This is a genomic window from Cellulomonas rhizosphaerae, assembly GCF_003470205.1.
Lineage (GTDB): Bacteria > Actinomycetota > Actinomycetes > Actinomycetales > Cellulomonadaceae > Cellulomonas > Cellulomonas rhizosphaerae.
The window spans coordinates 1-18,620 of sequence record NZ_QWKP01000215.1 but is presented as its reverse complement, the minus strand read 5'-3'; the positions used below and the strand labels follow the sequence as shown (position 1 = coordinate 18,620).

Here is an 18,620-nt window from a genome sequence, read left to right as displayed (position 1 = left end):
GGATGTGCGCCGTGAGTGCCGACGACGTCATCGCGTTGCCGGTCGCGTTCAGCGGGCAGCGGCTCGACTGGCGCGACCTGCCTCGGCACGTCCGCGCAAGGATCGCGGAGCTCGCGGGCGCCCAGGTGACCGCGGAGATCAGCGCGACGAGCGGCTTCTCCCCCGGCTTCGCCGCGGTCCTCGAGCTGGCCGACGGCCGCGGGGTGTTCGTCAAGGCGGTCTCCAGCGCCGAGAACCCCCTGTCCCCGGACCTCGCGCGCGCCGAGGCACGGGTCGCCGCCTGCCTGCCCCCGCAGGTCCCCGCGCCGCGGCTGCAGTGGTCGTCCGACGACGGCGACTGGGTGATCCTCGGCTTCGACGTCGTGCACGGCCGCTCCCCGGAGCTGCCCTGGGTCCCCACCGAGCTCACCGCCGTGCTCGACGCGGTCGCACGCCTCGCGGACGTCGAGCCCCTGCCGGGCCACACGCTTCCCCGCACCGACGACCAGCTCGCCGAGGACTTCACCGGCTGGCGCAAGATCGCCGCGATGGACGACGCCGAGCAGACCCGGGGCGAGGAGGCCGGCGGCGAGATCGGCCGCTGGGCGCGGGCGAACCTCGACCACCTGCAGCGGTGCGAGCAGGAGGCGCTGCGCGCCATCTCCGGCGACGGCCTCGTGCACGGCGACCTGCGGGCCGACAACGTGCTCATCGACCCCGACCACCACCGCGTGTGGCTGATCGACTGGCCGCACGCGAGCGTGGGCGCGCCGTGGCTCGACCTCGCGTTCATGCTCCCGAGCGTGACGCTGCAGGGCGGCGGCGACCCGGCGACGATCTTCCGCGCCCAGCCGGCGTCCGAGGGCGTGTCCGACGACGAGCTGCGCGCCGGCCTGGCCGGGCTCGCGGGCTACTTCGTCTGGAGCTCGCTGCAGCCCGCGCCCCCGGGCATCCCGAACCTGCGCCGGTTCCAGGCCGCGCAGGGTATGGCGACCGTGCGGTGGTTCCGCGAGCTGACCTGAGTCAGCCCTGCTGCGCCCGCAGGGCCGCGGTGAGCTGCGGCAGGACCTCGTTGAGGTCGCCCACGATCCCGAAGTCGGCGATCTCGAAGATCGGCGCGTCGGGGTCCGAGTTGATCGCGACGATCGTGCCGGACGCCTGCATGCCGCCGCGGTGGTGCACCGCGCCGGAGACGCCCACGCCGATGTAGAGCCGCGGCGAGATGGTCACGCCGGTCTGGCCGATCTGCGCGTCGTGCCCGATCCAGCCCTCGTCGGTGGCCACGCGCGTCGCGCCGACCGCGCCGCCGAGCACGTCGGCGAGCTCCTCGACGAGCGTGAAGTCGCCCTCCGTGCCGCGGCCGCCGGCCACGACGACGTGCGCGCTGCCGAGGTCCGGGCGACCGCTCGCGGGGCGCTCGGTGCGCTCGACCAGGCTGACCCGGCGCGCGGCCGCGCTCGCGGCGACTGCGTGGTCGACGACGTCGGGGACGCCGCCGCTCTCGGCGGGCGAGACCGCGACCGAGTTGGCCTTGAACGTCACGACCGCCAGGGGCGTGGTGATCGCGCACCGCGTGTTCCAGGTGCCGGCGAACACGGTCTTGCTCGCGACGAGCCGGCCGTCCTCGACGACCAGCCCGTCGGCGTCCGTGACCACGCCCGCGCCGGTGAGGACCGCGAGCCGGGCCGCGACCTCCTTGTTCTCGAACGTCGAGGTGACCAGCAGGGCGCCCGCGCCGGTCGCGTCGAGCAGGCTCGCGAGCGCCTCGGCCAGCACGGCCGACAGGTGCAGGTCGGCGTCGGCGGTCAGCCGGTGCACGCGCGAGACGCCCAGCGCGCCGAGGTCGGCGAGCGTCTCCGCGTCAGGCTCCGCGCCGTCGGCCGCCCACACGCCGTGGATCGCGCCGCCCAGCCCGCGGGCGAGGGTGACCAGCTCGCGCACGGGCGCTCGCAGCGTGCCGTCGGCGGTGTGGTCGAGCAGGACCAGGGAGTCGGTCACGTGTCGCGTCCTCAGATCTCGTGTGTCGGGGAAGCCGGTCAGGCGAGCTTGTTCTCGACGAGGTACGCCGCGAGCTGCGTGCCCGCGTCCCCCTGGTCGTTGATGAGCACGCGGTTCTCGCGCGCCGGCCGCGCGGCCGCCTCGACGACCGCGGTGCGTGCACCGGCCGCGCCGACGTCGGCGGGCGAGAGGCCGAGGTCGCCGAGCGAGAGGGTCGTGACCGGCTTCTTGCGAGCGGCCATGATGCCCTTGAAGTTGGGGTAGCGCGGCTCGTTGGCCTGGTCGGTGACCGAGACGAGCGCGGGCAGCGGCGCCTCGAGCACCTCGGTCGCGTGATCGAGGTTGCGGCGCACGCGCACGGTGCCGCCCTCGACGCTCACCTCGGCCGCGAGCGGCAGGGCGGGGACGTCGAGCAGTGCCGCGAGCGCGGTCGGGAGCAGCGACGTCAGGCCGTCGAGGCCGGCCATGCCGGTCACGACGAGGTCCACGGGCGTCTCGGTGCCGAGGTGCGTGATCGCCGCGGCCAGCACGCGCGCGGTCCCGACCACGTCGGAGCCGGCGATCGCGTCGTCGAGCACGTGGACGGCCTCGTCGGCGCCCATCTGCAGGCCCTTGCGGACCGCGTCGACCGCGTCGTCGGGCCCGACCGTGAGGGCGACGACCTCGCCGCCGGCTGCCTCCGCGAGCGTGAGGGCGGCCTCCAGGGCGTTCTCGTCGAGCTCGTTGAGGGTGCCGTCACCCCCGTCACGCACCACGTAACCGGACTCACCGAGGGCGCGGTCCGACTGGATGTCCGGGACGTGCTTGACGCAGACGACGATTCTCACGTCCGGAACGTTACCCCGGGCGCGGTGCCCCACGGGGGGCTGTGTTCGCCTGGCGGAACCCGCGACATCACGCGCCGCGAAACATCGTCGTCGCACGCGTCCTCCATGATGTTGCCGTGACCACCCTCCACGCCCACCGCCGACCCCCGCAGCTCGGGGTCCACGTGACCGACGACGGCATCGTCGTCGCCGTGCTGGCCACGCACGCCCACGCCGTCGACCTGTGCCTGTTCGACGACGACGGCGCCGAGCGTCGCGTCCGGCTCGGCGGCCCCGCGCAGGGGCTGTTCTGGGCCGACGTGCCCGGCGTGCGGCCCGGTCAGCGCTACGGCTTCCGCGCGCACGGCGTCTGGGACCCGGTCGCGGGCCTGCGGCACAACCCGGCCAAGCTGCTCGTCGACCCCTACGCGCGCGGCCTGCTGGGCGAGATGACGTACGGGCCTCAGACCTATGGACACGTCGTGGCCGACGACCTGACGGGCGACCCGTACGGGCCGGCGGACGAGCGCGACTCGGCGGGGTTCGTGCCGTACTCCGTCGTCGTCGACACGCGTGCGCTGCCCGGCCCCGACCCGGCCGCGAACCGCCCGTGGGTGCCGTGGGACCGCACGGTCGTCTACGAGGCGCACGTGCGGGGCCTGACGATGCTCAACGAGCAGGTCCCGGCCGAGCTGCGCGGCACGTACGCAGCGCTCGCGCACCCGGCCGTCGTCGACCACCTGCGCCGCCTGGGCGTCACGACGCTCGAGCTGCTGCCGATCCACGCGGCGGCCACCGAGCCGCACCTAGTCGACAAGGGCCTGACGAACTACTGGGGCTACTCGACGCTCGGCTTCTTCGCCCCGCACGCGGCCTACGCGACGGCCGCGGCCCAGGCGGCCGGCCCGGCGGCCGTGCTCGCCGAGGTCCGCGGCGCGGTGCACGCGCTGCACGAGGCCGGCATCGAGGTCCTGCTCGACGTGGTCTACAACCACACCAACGAGGGCGGCCTGCCGGGCCAGCACGTCTCGTGGCGCGGCCTCGACTCGACGATGTACTACGTGCACGACGGCGGCGTCCCGGCCGCGCTGGCCGACGTGACCGGGACGGGCAACACCCTGGACTTCCGCCGCAGCGCCGTGGTCCGCATGACGCTCGACTCGCTGCGCTACTGGGCGAACGAGATAGGCGTCGACGGCTTCCGGTTCGACCTCGCGGTGACGCTCGCGCGCGACTCGGACGGCTTCACGCCCGACCACCCGCTGCTCGTCGCGGCCGCCGCGTCGCCCAGCCTGCACGGCCTCAAGCTCGTCGCCGAGCCGTGGGACATCGGGCCCGGCGGCTGGCGCACGGGCCAGTTCCCGCTGCCGTTCGGCGAGTGGAACGACCGCTTCCGCAACGCGTCGCGCTCGTTCTGGCTCGCCGACCCCTCCCGCGCGGCGCACGGTCTGCCCGGCCACCGCGTGCGTGACCTCGCCACCCGCCTGTCCGGCTCGGTCGACCTGTTCGGCCACAGCGACCCGCCGCTGGTGCGCGGCCCGGTCGCGTCGGTCAACTTCGTCACCGCGCACGACGGGTTCACGCTCGCGGACCTGGTCTCCTACGACTACAAGCACAACTCCGCGAACGGCGAGAACAACCGCGACGGCAGCGACGACAACCGCTCGTGGAACCACGGCGTGGAGGGCCCGGTGAACCCCGACTCCCCTGCCGCGGACATCGCGCCGCTGCGCCGCCGCTCGATCCGCAACCTGTTCGCCACGCTCGCGCTCGCCGCCGGGACCCCGATGATCACGGCGGGCGACGAGATGGGCCGCACCCAGCGCGGCAACAACAACGCGTACTGCCAGGACAACGAGATCTCCTGGATGAGCTGGGACCTGTCCGAGAGCCGCCAGGACCTGCTGGCGACCTCACGCTGGCTCCTCGCGCTGCGCCGCGACCACCCCGCGCTGCGCTCGCCGCGCTTCTACACCGGGCGGCCCGTCGCCGGCAGTCAGCGCCCCGACCTCGCCTGGTTCGACGCGGCCGGCGTCGCGTTCGACCACGCCCGCTGGCACGACGCCTCGATCCGCACGCTGCAGATGCTGCGCGCGTCCGCCGAGCCCGACGAGCCGGAGGACGTGGTCCTGCTCGTCATCAACGGCGCGCTCGAGCCGATGGACGTCACGCTGTCGGGCCAGCCGGGCGACCGCTGGCTGCTCGCGTGGGACTCCGTCTGGGAGCACCCGTCCGAGCAGCGGGCGGCCGCGATCGCGGGCGCGCTGCACACGGCGACGGGCGAGGTCGCGGCGCTCGAGCCGCTCAGCATGCGGGTCTACCTGCTCGCGCCCTGATGCTTTCTGGACGAGCGTCCAGGGCGTAGGGTGCCGTCGCATGACGCACTCCCACGATGTCGTGGTCGTCGGCGCCGGCCTCGCCGGCCTGGTCGCCACCGCCGAGCTCACCGCGGCCGGTCACCACGTGACCCTGCTCGACGCGGAGCCCGCGGCCTCGCTCGGCGGCCAGGCGTTCTGGTCGTTCGGCGGGCTGTTCCTCGTCGACTCCCCGGAGCAGCGCCGCCTCAAGATCCGCGACAGCGCCGAGCTCGCGCTCGGCGACTGGTTCGGCTCGGCGGACTTCGCCGACGACGGCAGCGACCGGTGGGGTCGCGCCTGGGCCGAGGGCTTCGTCGACTTCGCCGCGGGCGGCATGCGCGCGTGGCTGCACGGGCAGGGCGTGCGCTGGTTCCCGCTCGTGCAGTGGCCCGAGCGCGGCGGCTACCTCGCCGACGGACACGGCAACTCGGTGCCTCGATTCCACGTCACGTGGGGCACCGGCCCGGGCGTGCTCGAGCCGTTCGTGCGCGCGCTGCTCGATGCGCGGGCCGCGGGGCTCGTCGACGTCCGCTTCCGGCACCGCGTCACGTCGTTGGTCACGACCGACGGGCGGGTCACGGGCGTGCGTGGCGAGATCCTGGCACCCGACGACGTGTCGCGCGCCGAGCGATCGTCGCGGGAGGTCGTCGCGCCCTTCGAGCTCGACGCCGCGTCCGTCGTGCTCGCGACCGGCGGCGTGGGCGCCAACCACGAGCTCGTGCGGGCGTTGTGGCCCTCGTCGGCCGGACGACTGCCGGAGCGCATGCTCTCGGGCGTCCCCGACCACGTCGACGGCTCCGGCATCGAGGCCGCGCGCTCGGCGGGCGCGGCCGTCGTCCACGAGGACCGGATGTGGCACTACCCCGAGGGCGTCACCGACCACACGCCGGTGTGGTCGAAGCACGGGATCCGGATCCTGCCCGGGCCGTCCTCGTTGTGGCTCGACGCCGACGGTCACCGCCTGCCGGTCCCGCTGTTCCCCGGCTTCGACTCCCTCGGGGCGCTGCAGCACATCACCGGGCGCGGCGACGACCACTCCTGGTTCGTGCTCGACAAGACCATCCTCGGCACCGAGTTCGCCCTGTCCGGGTCGGAGCAGAACCCGGACCTGACCGGCCGCAGCATCCCCCAGCTCCTGCAGCGGGTGCTGCCCGGGGCCGTCGGTCCGGTCGAGACGTTCGCGCAGAAGTCCGACGAGTTCCTCTGGGCCGACACGCCCCACGAGCTCGCGGCGAAGATGAACGCCCTGTCGGGCTCGTCGCGCATCGACGGCGACGCGCTCGAGGCGCTGATCGTCGCCCGCGACCGGCAGGTCGAGTCCGGCCTGGGCAAGGACCTGCAGGTCATCGCGACCGCGCGGGCCCGCGAGTACGTCGTCGACAAGCTCATCCGCGTCGCCAAGCCGCACCGCCTGCTCGACCCCGCGCACGGCCCGCTCCTCGCGGTGCGGCTGTCCGTGCTGACCCGCAAGACGCTCGGCGGCCTGGCCACCGACCTCGAGGGCCGCGTGCTGCGCGCCGACGGCGAGGTGCTGCCCGGCCTGTGGGCCGTGGGCGAGGCGTCCGGGTTCGGCGGCGGCGGCGTGCACGGCCACCGCGCCCTGGAGGGGACGTTCCTGGGCGGCTGCCTCTTCACGGGCCGCACCACGGGCCGCGCCCTCGCCTCCACCCTCTGACCTCTCGCCCTCCCGCGAGTGCGCCCGCGACGTGGGCCGCTCTCGGTGCGCACGGGGCGCGCTCGCGGAGTGAACGTCGAGCGTCGGGGAGGCGTTGCAGATGCTGGGTAGGGGCGCCTGCGGATAGGTTCGGGACTGTGACGACTTCCCCCGCGAGCCCCGGTCGCGGCCAGCGCTCGAACGGCCGCCGCAAGCCCGCAGCCCCCAGCCCTGCATCCCCGACCGCTTCCACCGCCGATGCGTCGGCCGGTGCGCAGCCTGCGACGTCGCACGTCGTGACGCCCCCTGTGGCGGCCGTTGCCGCGGCGACGTCTCCCGACGAGCAGGCGCGCGTGACCGCTCGCGTCGAGCCCACGTCGCGCAAGGCGAAGCGGGCCGCCGAGTCCGTCGAGCCCTCGCGGCCGACGACCGCACCGACCACCGCGGCGCCCGCCGACACTGCGCCTGCAGCGGCCCCCGCCCCGACGACGGCCGCCACCGCCCCGTCGTCGTCCGCCGCGACCCCTGCGCCGACTCCCGCGCCGACAGAGCCCGCGGCGTCCGCCCACGCACCCATCGGCCGCATCCCCGTCGTCGACGTCTCCCCCGTCGCCGAGGCCGGTCGCTTCCCCGCGAAGGCGGTCGTCGGCGAGGCGTTCCCGGTCCGGGCGACCGTCTTCCGCGAGGGCCACGACGCGGTCGCCGCGACCGCGGTCCTCGTCGCTCCCGACGGCACGGACCACTCGAGCGCCCCGATGGTCGACATCGCGCCGGGCCTCGACCGCTACGAGGCGCGCCTGGTCCCCGACCGGGTAGGCAGCTGGTCCTTCCGGGTCGAGGGCTGGTCCGACCCGTGGGCCACCTGGGTGCACGACGCGACGATCAAGATCGCGGCGGGCATCGACGTCGAGCTCATGCTCGCCGAGGGCGCGCTGCTGCTCGCGCGCGCCGCCGCCCGCGACACCGTGCCCGACGAGGACGCCTCGACCCTGCGCTACGCGGAGAGGCGCCTGCACGACGTGCACCTCTCGCCCGACGAGCGGCTCGATGCCGCCCTCGCCGACCGCGTCCGCAGCGCGCTGGCCCGCAACCCACTGCGCGACCTGGTCAGCGCGTCGCCGGAGTACCCGCTGGTCGTCGAGCGCACGCTCGCGCTGGCCGGCTCGTGGTACGAGCTCTTCCCCCGCTCGCACGGCGCCCGGTACGACGAGTACACCGGCCGCTGGGTCTCGGGCACGCTGCGCACCGCGGCCGATGAGCTGCCGCGCATCGCCGGCATGGGCTTCGACGTCGTCTACCTCACGCCGATCCACCCGATCGGCTCGTCCAACCGCAAGGGCCGCAACAACTCGCTGCTCACCGAGCCGGGCGACCCCGGCTCGCCGTACGCGATCGGCTCGGCCGACGGCGGCCACGACGCGATCGAGCCGACGCTCGGCACGTTCGACGACTTCGACGCGTTCGTCGCCCGGGCGCGCGAGCTGCGCATGGAGGTCGCGCTCGACGTCGCGCTGCAGTGCTCGCCGGACCACCCGTGGGTCGCGGAGCACCCGGAGTGGTTCACGACGCGCGCGGACGGCACGATCGCCTACGCGGAGAACCCGCCGAAGAAGTACCAGGACATCTACCCGCTGAACTTCGACAACGACCCCGCGGGGATCGCGGCGGAGATCCGTCGTGTCCTGCAGGTCTGGATCGACCACGGCGTGACGCTGTTCCGCGTCGACAACCCGCACACCAAGCCGCTCGACTTCTGGCAGTGGCTGCTCGCGGACGTCGCCAAGGACCACCCCGAGGTGATCTTCCTGTCCGAGGCGTTCACGCGCCCCGCGATGATGGCCACGCTCGCCAAGGTCGGGTTCCACCAGTCGTACACGTACTTCACGTGGCGGAACACGAAGGACGAGATCGAGGAGTACCTCGAGGAGGTCTCGGGCGAGTCCGGCGCGTGGATGCGCCCGAGCTTCTGGCCGACGACGCACGACATCCTGCCGCCGTACCTGCAGGCGTCCGGCGGCCGCGGGTTCGCTGTCCGCGCGGTCCTCGCCGCGACCGGCAGCCCCACGTGGGGCATCTACTCCGGCTACGAGCTCGTCGAGAACGTCCCCCGGCCCGGCGTCGAGGAGCAGATCGACAACGAGAAGTACGAGTTCAAGCCGCGCGACTGGTCGCAGGCCGAGCACCTCGGCATCGCGCTGCTGCTCGGCAACCTCAACGCCATCCGCCGGGGCCACCCCGCGTTGCGCCAGCTGCGCAACCTGCGGGTGCACCCGACGAGCGACGACGCGACCGTGGCGTTCTCCAAGCACCTGTCGGCCGAGCACTCCCCGACGGGCCGGGCGGACACGGTCCTCGTCGTCGTGAACCTCGACCCGTGGAACACGCGCGCCGGCACCGTCGAGATCGACCTGGCCGGCCTCGGCCTGCCCGAGCAGGTCACCGCGCGCGACCTGCTCACCCACGAGGAGTGGACGTGGGGCTCGACTGCCTTCGTCCGCCTCGACCCCGCCGAGCGACCCGCGCACGTCATCGCGCTGGAGGCACCGTGACCACCGAGCCCCAGGCGCGCACCGCGTCCCTGCCCCGCGTCCGCGAGCCCGCGCCGACGACCGCGCAGATCACCCTGCCGCCGAGCCGCCAACCGCAGGTCCCGGCCGTCGGTGCCAACGGCCTGTCCGACGACCCCGAGTGGTACCGCAAGGCGGTCTTCTACGAGGTCATGCTGCGCTGCTTCTCCGACGCGGCCGGCAACGGCAGCGGCGACCTGCGCGGCCTGATCAACCGGCTCGACTACCTGCAGTGGCTGGGCATCGACTGCCTGTGGCTGCCGCCGTTCTACCCGAGCCCGCTGCGCGACGGCGGCTACGACGTCGCCGACTACACCGCGGTCGCCGCGCAGTACGGCACGATCGCGGACTTCACCGAGCTCATCACCGAGGCGCACGCCCGCGGGATGCGCCTGGTCGTCGACCTCGTCATGAACCACACCAGCGACCAGCACCCGTGGTTCCAGGCGTCGCGCTCGGACCCCGAGGGCCCGTACGGGGACTTCTACGTCTGGTCCGACGAGAACTCGCGCTACCAGGACGCGCGCATCATCTTCGTCGACACCGAGACGTCCAACTGGACCTTCGACCCCGTGCGTCGGCAGTACTTCTGGCACCGGTTCTTCAGCCACCAGCCCGACCTCAACTTCGACAACCCCCGCGTGGTCGACGCGATGCTCGACGTGGGCCGCTTCTGGCTCAACCTCGGGGTCGACGGGTTCCGCCTGGACGCCGTGCCGTACCTGTTCGAGGCCGAGGGCACCAACTGCGAGAACCTGCCCGAGACGCACGCGTTCCTGCGCAAGGTCCGCCGGATGCTGGACGACGAGTACCCCGGCCGCATCATGCTCGCCGAGGCGAACCAGTGGCCCGAGGAGGTCGTGCACTACTTCGGCTCCGAGGAGGAGCCGGAGTGCCACATGTGCTTCCACTTCCCCGTGATGCCGCGGATCTTCTACTCGATCCGTGACCAGAAGGCCTCGCCGATCGTCGACATCATGGCCGACACCCCGGCCATCCCCCGCGGCGGCCAGTGGAGCACGTTCCTGCGCAACCACGACGAGCTGACGCTCGAGATGGTCTCCACCGAGGAGCGCGCCTCGATGTACGGCTGGTACGCGCCGGACTCCCGGATGCGCGCCAACGTCGGCATCCGCCGCCGCCTCGCGCCGCTGCTCGACAACTCCCGCAAGGAGATCGAGCTCGCGCACGCGCTGCTGCTCAGCCTCCCCGGCAGCCCGTGCCTGTACTACGGCGACGAGATCGGCATGGGCGACAACATCTGGCTGCCGGACCGCGACGCGGTGCGCACCCCGATGCAGTGGACCCCGGACCGCAACGCCGGCTTCTCGACGGCGGACCCGGGCAAGCTCTACCTCCCACTCGTCCAGTCGCTCGTCTACCACTACGGGCACACCAACGTGGAGGCGCAGCTCGCCCAGCCCACGAGCCTGCTGCACTGGGTGCGCGGCATGCTCACGGTCCGCCGCGCGCACCCCGCGCTCGGCATGGGCGACGTCGAGTTCCTCGACTGCGACAACGAGTCGGTGCTCGCGTTCCGCCGCCACACCGACGACGAGTCGCTGCTCGTGCTCGCCAACCTCGCCTCGACCGCGCGGCACGCCACCGTCAAGCTCCCCGAGCACGCCGGGCGCCCGCTGCGCGACGTCTTCGGCGGCGCCCAGTTCGGGACCATCGGCGACGACGGCACGGCCACCTTCACGCTCGGGTCCCGCGAGTTCTTCTGGCTCGCGCTCGAGGACGCACCGGAGCTCGGATGACGATCGCTGCGCAGCCCGCGACGCCCCTCGACGACGCGCTGCTGGAGGTCCTCGCGCCCTGGCTCCCCGCGCGCCGCTGGTTCCCGGCCAAGGGCGCGGCGGCGACGCTGACCCTCACGGGCGTGCTCCCGCTGTCCGACGAGGTCCGCATCCTGCTGGTCCGCGCCCGGGCCGGCTCGATCGACGCGCTCCTGCAGGTCCCGGTCGTGCTCGGTCCCGGCACGGGCGAGGTCATCGGGACGCTCAACGACCGGGACGTGCGCGACGGCGCTGCCGACCCGGCCTTCCTGCGGGCCTGGCTCGCCGCGGCCGACGGCCCGGGCACGAACGCCAACCCGGACGCGGCCCGGATGATCACCGGCGAGCAGTCCAACACGTCCGTGATCCTCGGGGACACCGCGATCCTCAAGGTCCTGCGCGCCCTGCAGCCGGGCGAGAACCCGGACGTCGACGTCCCGCGCCACCTCGTCGAGCAGGGCTGGTCCCATGTGCCGGCGCCGCTGGCGTGGCTCGAGGGCGAGTGGTTCGACGCCGACGGGACGTCGCGCCGCGGCTACCTCGGTGCCTTGAGCACGTTCGTCGCAGGCGCCGAGGACGGCTTCGAGCTCGCGTGCGCGTACGCCGGGCGAGGCGAGTCGTTCGCCGACCTGGCCCGCGACCTCGGCGCCGTGACGGCGACCATGCACGCGGCACTGGCCGCGTCCTTCCCCCGGCTCGACGCCCCCGACGGGCCCGCCCTGGTGGCCGACGGGATCGCCCAGCGCTTCTCCTGGGCCACGTCCGCGGTCCCCCAGCTCGCGGCCTACGCGCCGGGCGTCGAACGCGTCCTGGCCGAGGTCCGCGCCCTGCCGACGACGCCGCCGCGCCAGCGCGTGCACGGCGACCTGCACCTCGGTCAGGTGCTGCGGGCCCGGGAGGCGTGGTTCATCACCGACTTCGAGGGCGAGCCCCTCGCGCCGCTCGACCAGCGCACCAAGCCGGACCTGGCGGTGCGCGACCTGGCCGGCCTGCTGCGCTCGATCGACTACGCGGCGGCCGTCGGTGGCCTGACCGGGGACGCCGCGGCGGCGTGGACCGACGAGGCCCGTGACGCGCTGCGCGCCGGGTACACCTCGTCGGACGCCTCGTCCCATGGCCCGGCGGGCGGCTCGTCGGGCGGCTCTTCGGGCGGCTCTTCGGACAATGAGGTGCTCACGCACGCGCTCGAGCTGGACAAGACGCTCTACGAGGCCGTCTACGAGTCCCGCAACCGCCCGACCTGGTTGCCCATCCCGATCGCCGCGCTGGACCGCCTGGTCGGCTGACCCGCGCTCGTCAGTCGAGCTCGGCGGCCCACGGCGGGTTCGCCCCACTGCGGGACACCGTGATCGCCGCCGCGCGTGCGCACCGGGCGAGGATGTCGGCCAGCACCTGCGGGTCGATGCTGCGCAGTGCGTCGCGGTCGCCCGCGAGCCCCGCGCCGACGAGCCCGTCGATCAGTGCACCCATGAACGTGTCCCCCGCGCCGACCGTGTCGACGACGTCGACCCTCGGCGCGACCACCCAGGAGAAGCCGGTCGGCGTGAGCACGGTCGCGCCCTCGCCCCCGGTCGTCACGACGACCAACGCCGGCCCGAGCGTGAGCCAGTCGGCCGCGGTGTCCATCGGGTCCTGGTCCGGGTGGAACCAGGCGAGGTCCTCGTCGCTCACCTTGACGACGTCCGCGAGCGCGACGAGCTCGCCGACCCGGGCCGCCGCGACGACGTGGTCGCCCATGAGCGCGGGCCGCGCGTTCGGGTCGTACGTGATGGTTGTCGTGGGGCGCAGCCGCGCGACGAGGTCCGCGACCTGCCGACCGCCCGGGTCGAGGACCGCGGAGATCGACCCGACGTGCAGCACGTCGGCGGGCTGGACGTCCACGTCGCCGAGGTCCCACGCCAGGTCGAACACGTAGGTCGCGGCACCGGTCGCGTCGAGCGTGGCCTCGGCCGTCGAGGTCCGCTCTGCGGGGGCGACGACGACGTCGACGTGCGACTCCTCGAGCCACGCGCGGATCACCGCGCCGCGCTCGTCGTCGCCGAACGACGTGAGCAGTCGCGGCGCGCACCCGAGGCGACCGAGCGTCAGCGCGACGTTGGCCGGGCTCCCGCCGGGGTGCTCGACGACGGACCCGTCGGCCCGACGCACGATGTCGACGAGCGCCTCGCCGACCACCAGGACGCTCATGCGAGCAACCCGTCCGCGACGGCCTTGCCGATGGCGGGTGCGAGCGGCAGGCGCGGGATGAGCACGGACTGCACCGCGTGGTAGAGGTCGGCCTTGCCGGGCCAGACGGTCGCGGCCGGGTGGTTCTCCGCGTCGAGCTGGTGGTGCCACGAGCCGCGCTCGCGGTCCAGCACGTACTGCTCGGCGTAGTCCCACCACCGGCGGTAGTCGTCGGCGAACCGGGCCTCGCCCGTGCGGCGGTAGAGCGCGGCCGCGGCGGCCGTGGCCTCGGCGATCACCCAGTGCATGCGGTCGTGCACCACGGGCGCGCCCGACCAGTCCGTCGTGTAGACGAACCCCGGAGCGCCGTCGGCCGCCCAGCCGTCGGCGACCGCGCGGTCGAACAGGGCCGTGGCCCCGGCCAACCCACCCCCGGCGACGTCGGCGCCCGCGGCCTCGACGTGCAGCAGCAGCCTGGCCCACTCGAGCCCGTGCCCGATCGTGGCGCCGTACGGCTTGAACTTGTCGCCGGGCTTGTCGGCGTTGAGCTCGGGCTGCGGCACCCACTGCGCGTCGTAGTGCTCGGGGATGCGCCAGCCGTTCGCGCTCGCGTGCGCCACGACGTTCGTCGTGATGCGCGCCGCGCGCTGCAGCCACGCGGGGTCGCCCGTGACGTCGTATGCGGCGAGCATCGCCTCGACGGAGTGCATGTTGCCGTTCACGCCCCGGTACGGGTCGACCGTCGTGAAGCCGCGGTCCCACGCATCCACGCACATCCCGGCCTCGTCGTCCCAGAACCGGGTGAGCAGCGTCGCGAGGGCCTCGTCGAGCAGGTCGCGCGCGCCGGGCAGGCCGGCCAGGGTCGCGGTCGAGGCGGCGAGCACGACGAACGCGTGGTCGTAGCAGGCCTTCGTCCCCTCGTCGCGGCCCGGGCCGGCGTCCGCGAACCAGCCGCCGTGCTCGTCGTCGTGCAGCGGTCCGGTCAGGCCGGCGAGCGCCGCCTCCGCGGTCGCGGAGGCGCCCGGCACGCCGAGCAGAGCCGCGAGCGAGTACACGTGGGTGGTCCGCGCGGTGATCCACGTCTGGACCGGCTGGGAGGCGTCGGGGTGGCCGTCGTCGTCGAGCCAAGCGGCACCGCCGCCGGCGGCGGGCAGCTCCCGGCCGAACTCGAGCAGCCGGGTGAGCTCGCGGCCGAGCCAGTCGCGGTGGGTGGGCAGGTCGGGCCAGGCGATCACGCGTCTCCTCCAGGACTGAGCACGCGACGGCCGTCGCGTCGGTGCTCGGTTGCCGTGCTCGTGGGCGCTCCCGGTGAGGAGGAGTGCCTCGACGTCGCGACGATCGGGCCGCCGTGGCCGAATGACATCGCTGACATGAGCATACCGGCGCCATCCCGCCCCGTCTGCAGGCCACTCGGCGCGACCGCCGCTGGGCCCGACGGCCCGCTGCTAGGGTGCGCCCGTGGTGACCCCATCCCCGGCCGACGACGCCCCGCGCCCGAGCTCGTCCGCGCCTTCGTCGGCCGCTACCACGCCCGCCGCCTCGTCTGCCAGCACGAGTCCCGCCCCGTCTGCCACCACCACTCCCGCCGCGCCCGCCAGCAACACGCCCGTCGCGTCTGCCGCAACCGCTCCCGCCGCGTCTGCCACAACCGCTCCCGTCGCGTCAGCCGCCACCGCGCCGCCCGGCCGCGCGACGCTCGCGGACGTCGCGCGCCTCGCGGGCGTCAGCGCCAAGACCGTCTCGCGCGTCGTGACCGACACGGACACGGTCGCCCCCTCGACGCGGGCGCGCGTCGAGGCCGCCGTCGCCGAGCTGCGCTTCCGCCCCAACTTCCTCGCGCGGGACCTGCGCCACGGTGCGGTCTCCAAGACGGTCGGCTTCGTCATGGGCGACATCACCAACCCGTTCTACTTCGAGCTCGGCGCGGGCATGGAACGCGAGCTGCACCGCGGCGGCCTGACGATGGTGCTCACGGCGACCGAGGACGACGCGAGCGCCGAGGAGCGCGTCGTCGGCTCGCTCCTCGCGCAGCGCGTGCGCGCGCTCGTCGTCGTCCCGATCGCGGCCGACCAGTCCTACCTCGAGCACGAGCGCAGCCTCGGCACACCGATCGTGTGCGTCGACCGTCCGCCGGTGGGGCTGGACGTCGACACGGTGCTGCTCGCGAACCGCGCCGGCGCGGCCGCGGCCGTCGACTCGCTGACCGCTCTCGGGCACCGGCGGATCGCCTACATCGGCAGCCCCGGTGACCTGTACACCAACCGCGAACGTCTGGCCGGGTACCGCGAGGCGCTGGCTCGCGTGGGCGTGCACGACACCGCGCACTGGGAGCGCACCGACGGCGACGGCCGCGACTTCGAGGCCGCGATCCACGACGTCCTGCACCAGGCCGATGCGCCGACCGCCGTGCTGACGGCGAACAACCGGGCGAGCGCGGCACTCCTGCGCGCCGTCGGCACCGACCGCGGCGACCTCGCCTACATCGGGTTCGACGACTTCGACCTCGCGGACGTCCTCGGGTTCAGCGTCGTGGCCTACGACATGCGCGAGTTCGGCCGGCTCGCGGCGCAGTGCGTGCTCGACAGGCTCGAGTCGCCGGACGCCCCGCCACGGGCTCTCGAGGTGCCCGTGCACCTGGTCCACCGAGGCTCCGGAGAGCGACCGCCGGCCTGATCCCGCCGCCGACGTGCGGGAACGCAGCGGCCCGTCGGCGCGCTGGCGGTGCACGGGGGCGCCGCGAGTGGTTGGGTAGTGGGATGAGCCCGGCTGCGTCACCCCCGGTCCCCGTCGATTCCGACACCCTTCGCACCGTCGCCCACGGCGCCTGGTTCGACCCGCACGCCGTCCTCGGCCCACACCCGGGCGATGGAGGCGTGACGATCCGCGCGCTCAAGCCGATGGCCGATGCCGTCGTCGTGCGCACCGCGACGGGTCGCCACGAGCTCGCGCACGAGCAGGACGGCGTCTGGGTCGCGGTGCTCCCCGGCACCGAGGTCCCGGACTACCGCCTCGAGGTCACGTACGGCGAGACGACGACGGAGGCCGACGACCCTTACCGCTTCCTGCCCACCGTGCAGGAGCTCGACCGCCACCTCATCCGCGAGGGCCGGCACGAGCAGCTCTGGACCGTCCTGGGCGCGAACGTCCGCTCCTACCCCGGCGAGCTCGGTCAGGTCGACGGCACGTCGTTCGCCGTCTGGGCCCCCAACGCGCGCGCGGTCCGCGTCATCGGCGACTTCAACTACTGGCAGGGCGCGACCCACGCCATGCGCTCGCTCGGCGAGAGCGGCGTCTGGGAGCTGTTCATCCCCGGGGTCGTGGCGGGCACCCGGTACAAGTTCGAGATCCTCGCGCCCGACGGCTCCTGGCGTCAGAAGGCGGACCCGATGGCCCGCGGCACCGAGGTGCCGCCCGCGACTGGCTCGGTCGTCGTGCAGTCCGCCTACACCTGGAACGACGAGGCCTGGCTCGCGGCCCGCGCGGCGCGCAACCCGCACACCGAGGCCCTCAGCGCCTACGAGGTTCACCTCGGCTCGTGGCGCGAGGGCCTGTCCTACCGCGACCTGGCGCACCAGCTCACCGAGTACGTGCTCGAGCTCGGTTTCACGCACGTCGAGTTCCTCCCCGTGGCCGAGCACCCGTACGGCCCGTCCTGGGGCTACCAGGTGACGTCCTACTTCGCCCCGACGTCGCGGTTCGGCCACCCCGACGACCTGCGCTACCTGATCGACACGCTGCACGGCGCCGGCATCGGCGTCATCGTCGACTGGGTGCCGGGCCACTTCCCCAAGGACGAGTGGGCGCTCGCGCAGTTCGACGGGACCGCGCTGTACGAGCACCCGGACCCGCTGCTCGGCGAGCAGCCCGACTGGGGCACGTACATCTTCAACTTCGGGCGGTCCGAGGTCCGCAACTTCCTCGTCGCCAACGCGACGTTCTGGCTCGAGGAGTTCCACGTCGACGCGCTGCGCGTGGACGCCGTCGCCTCCATGCTCTACCTCGACTACTCGCGCAAGGAGGGCCAGTGGCGCCCGAACCGCTACGGCGGCCGCGAGAACCTCGACGCCATCTCGTTCCTCCAGGAGGCCAACGCCACGGCCTACCGGCGCAGCCCCGGCACGATGATGATCGCCGAGGAGTCGACCGCGTGGCCCGGCGTCACCGCGCCCACCGACTACAACGGCCTCGGTTTCGGGCTGAAGTGGAACATGGGCTGGATGAACGACACCCTGCGCTACATGGCGGAGGAGCCGGTGCACCGCCGCTACCACCACGGGGAGATCACCTTCTCGATGGTCTACGCCTACTCGGAGCGCTACATCCTGCCGATCAGCCACGACGAGGTCGTGCACGGCAAGGGCTCGCTCTACGGCCGCATGCCCGGTGACCACTGGCAGAAGCTCGCGGGCGTCCGCACGCTGCTCGCCTACCAGTGGACCCACCCCGGCAAGCAGCTGCTGTTCATGGGCCAGGAGTTCGCGCAGCAGAACGAGTGGACCGAGTCCCACAGCCTCGAGTGGTGGGCGCTCGACGACCCGGGCCATCAGGGCGTGCAACGCTCGCTCAAGGACCTCAACGCCGTCTACCGGGCTACGCCGGCGCTCTGGCAGCTCGACCACTCCCCCGAGGGCTTCGAGTGGATCGACTCCGACGACGCCGACAGGAACACGCTCGCCTACATCCGCCGCGGCGTGGACACGCCGGACGTCGTGGTCGTCGTGAACTTCGCCGGCACGCCGCACGAGAACTACCGGCTCGCCCTTCCGCAGGGCGGCAGTTGGACCGAGGCGTACAACTCCGACGCAGAGCTCTACGGCGGTTCCGGGGTCGGCAATCTCGGCGCCATCGACGCGCTTCCGGACCCCCACTACGGGCGCCCCTATTCGGCATCGGTGCGCATTCCGCCGCTGGGCGCGGTCATCTTCGTCGCCCCGACCCAGGCTGCGGGGCCGGACCTCTTCTAGCAGAACCCGACCGCCACCGAACGGTCGACGACGAGGGGCTCACCTGCATCTGTGCAGGTGAGCCCCTCGTTCATGTCCGTCCGCGTCACTGGGGAGAAACACCTGCTCGGCCGTCCGCGTCCACGCTCGTCGAGTGCGCACCGAACCCTCGAGTGCGCCGGACGCCACTCGGTCGCGGCCCTGGTTGAGGGGGCACGGGGCGTAGCACTCGCGACGGGATAATGCGTGCGGCGAGACTTGTGGGGGAAACAGAAAGAGCCACCCCCGGAGGGGTGGCTCTTTGCTGAATGATGTCCGGCGGCGTCCTACTCTCCCACACCCTGGCGAGTGCAGTACCATCGGCGCTGAGGG

Annotated in this window: 12 protein-coding genes; 8 read left to right on the top strand and 4 right to left on the bottom strand. The window is 73.5% G+C overall.

Annotation, left to right across the window (positions count from 1 at the left end):
• Window positions 1-11: 11 nt before the first annotated feature.
• Window positions 12-1,001 carry a phosphotransferase family protein gene (locus tag D1825_RS14415; RefSeq protein ID WP_118768105.1) on the top strand — a complete coding sequence of 330 codons (990 nt, stop codon included), beginning with the start codon at window positions 12-14 and terminating at the stop codon, window positions 999-1,001.
• A 1-nt stretch (window position 1,002) separates the two neighbouring features.
• Here the strand turns inward: D1825_RS14415 and D1825_RS14410 are convergent, their stop codons facing one another.
• Together D1825_RS14410 and D1825_RS14405 are read right to left on the bottom strand one after the other, a co-directional pair.
• A complete protein-coding gene (locus D1825_RS14410) occupies window positions 1,003-1,977 on the bottom strand; it encodes an electron transfer flavoprotein subunit alpha/FixB family protein (protein ID WP_118768104.1) in 975 nt (324 codons plus the stop codon).
• A gap of 38 nt (window positions 1,978-2,015) precedes the next feature.
• Window positions 2,016-2,804, bottom strand: a complete 789-nt coding sequence (locus D1825_RS14405) for an electron transfer flavoprotein subunit beta/FixA family protein (RefSeq protein WP_118768103.1) — start codon at window positions 2,802-2,804, stop codon at window positions 2,016-2,018.
• Window positions 2,805-2,920: 116 nt separating this feature from the next.
• Between D1825_RS14405 and glgX the strand changes: the two genes are divergently transcribed.
• From glgX to D1825_RS14380, 5 genes are all read left to right on the top strand, one after another.
• Complete coding sequence (glgX, locus tag D1825_RS14400) at window positions 2,921-5,119, top strand: glycogen debranching protein GlgX (RefSeq protein ID WP_118768102.1); 2,199 nt, start codon at window positions 2,921-2,923, stop codon at window positions 5,117-5,119.
• Window positions 5,120-5,159: 40 nt separating this feature from the next.
• Window positions 5,160-6,815 carry an FAD-binding dehydrogenase gene (locus tag D1825_RS14395; RefSeq protein ID WP_118768101.1) on the top strand — a complete coding sequence of 552 codons (1,656 nt, stop codon included), beginning with the start codon at window positions 5,160-5,162 and terminating at the stop codon, window positions 6,813-6,815.
• Window positions 6,816-7,147: 332 nt separating this feature from the next.
• On the top strand, window positions 7,148-9,343 hold the full coding sequence (locus D1825_RS14390) for an alpha-1,4-glucan--maltose-1-phosphate maltosyltransferase (protein ID WP_118768154.1): 2,196 nt from the start codon (window positions 7,148-7,150) through the stop codon (window positions 9,341-9,343).
• Window positions 9,344-9,411: 68 nt separating this feature from the next.
• A complete protein-coding gene (gene treS / locus D1825_RS14385) occupies window positions 9,412-11,121 on the top strand; it encodes a maltose alpha-D-glucosyltransferase (RefSeq protein ID WP_407643338.1) in 1,710 nt (569 codons plus the stop codon).
• Window positions 11,118-12,425 (top strand): maltokinase N-terminal cap-like domain-containing protein, encoded by a 1,308-nt coding sequence (locus D1825_RS14380; protein ID WP_118768100.1) that lies wholly within the window; start codon window positions 11,118-11,120, stop codon window positions 12,423-12,425. The genes treS and D1825_RS14380 overlap by 4 nt, the downstream gene beginning before the upstream one ends.
• 10 nt (window positions 12,426-12,435) lie before the next feature.
• Here the strand turns inward: D1825_RS14380 and D1825_RS14375 are convergent, their stop codons facing one another.
• Complete coding sequence (locus D1825_RS14375; protein WP_118768099.1) at window positions 12,436-13,326, bottom strand: carbohydrate kinase family protein; 891 nt, start codon at window positions 13,324-13,326, stop codon at window positions 12,436-12,438.
• Window positions 13,323-14,540 (bottom strand): AGE family epimerase/isomerase, encoded by a 1,218-nt coding sequence (locus D1825_RS14370; RefSeq protein WP_233549917.1) that lies wholly within the window; start codon window positions 14,538-14,540, stop codon window positions 13,323-13,325. Before D1825_RS14370 ends, D1825_RS14375 begins: the two co-directional genes overlap by 4 nt.
• Before the next feature lie 223 nt (window positions 14,541-14,763).
• Between D1825_RS14370 and D1825_RS14365 the strand changes: the two genes are divergently transcribed.
• Both D1825_RS14365 and glgB read left to right on the top strand, forming a co-directional pair.
• The gene (locus tag D1825_RS14365) at window positions 14,764-15,978 is read left to right on the top strand and encodes a LacI family DNA-binding transcriptional regulator (RefSeq protein ID WP_233549916.1); all 1,215 of its coding nucleotides are present in this window, start codon (window positions 14,764-14,766) and stop codon (window positions 15,976-15,978) included.
• 83 nt (window positions 15,979-16,061) lie between these two features.
• Entirely contained in the window at window positions 16,062-18,269 is a 2,208-nt protein-coding gene (gene glgB, locus D1825_RS14360; protein WP_118768098.1) for a 1,4-alpha-glucan branching protein GlgB, read from the top strand.
• Window positions 18,270-18,620 lie beyond the last annotated feature (351 nt).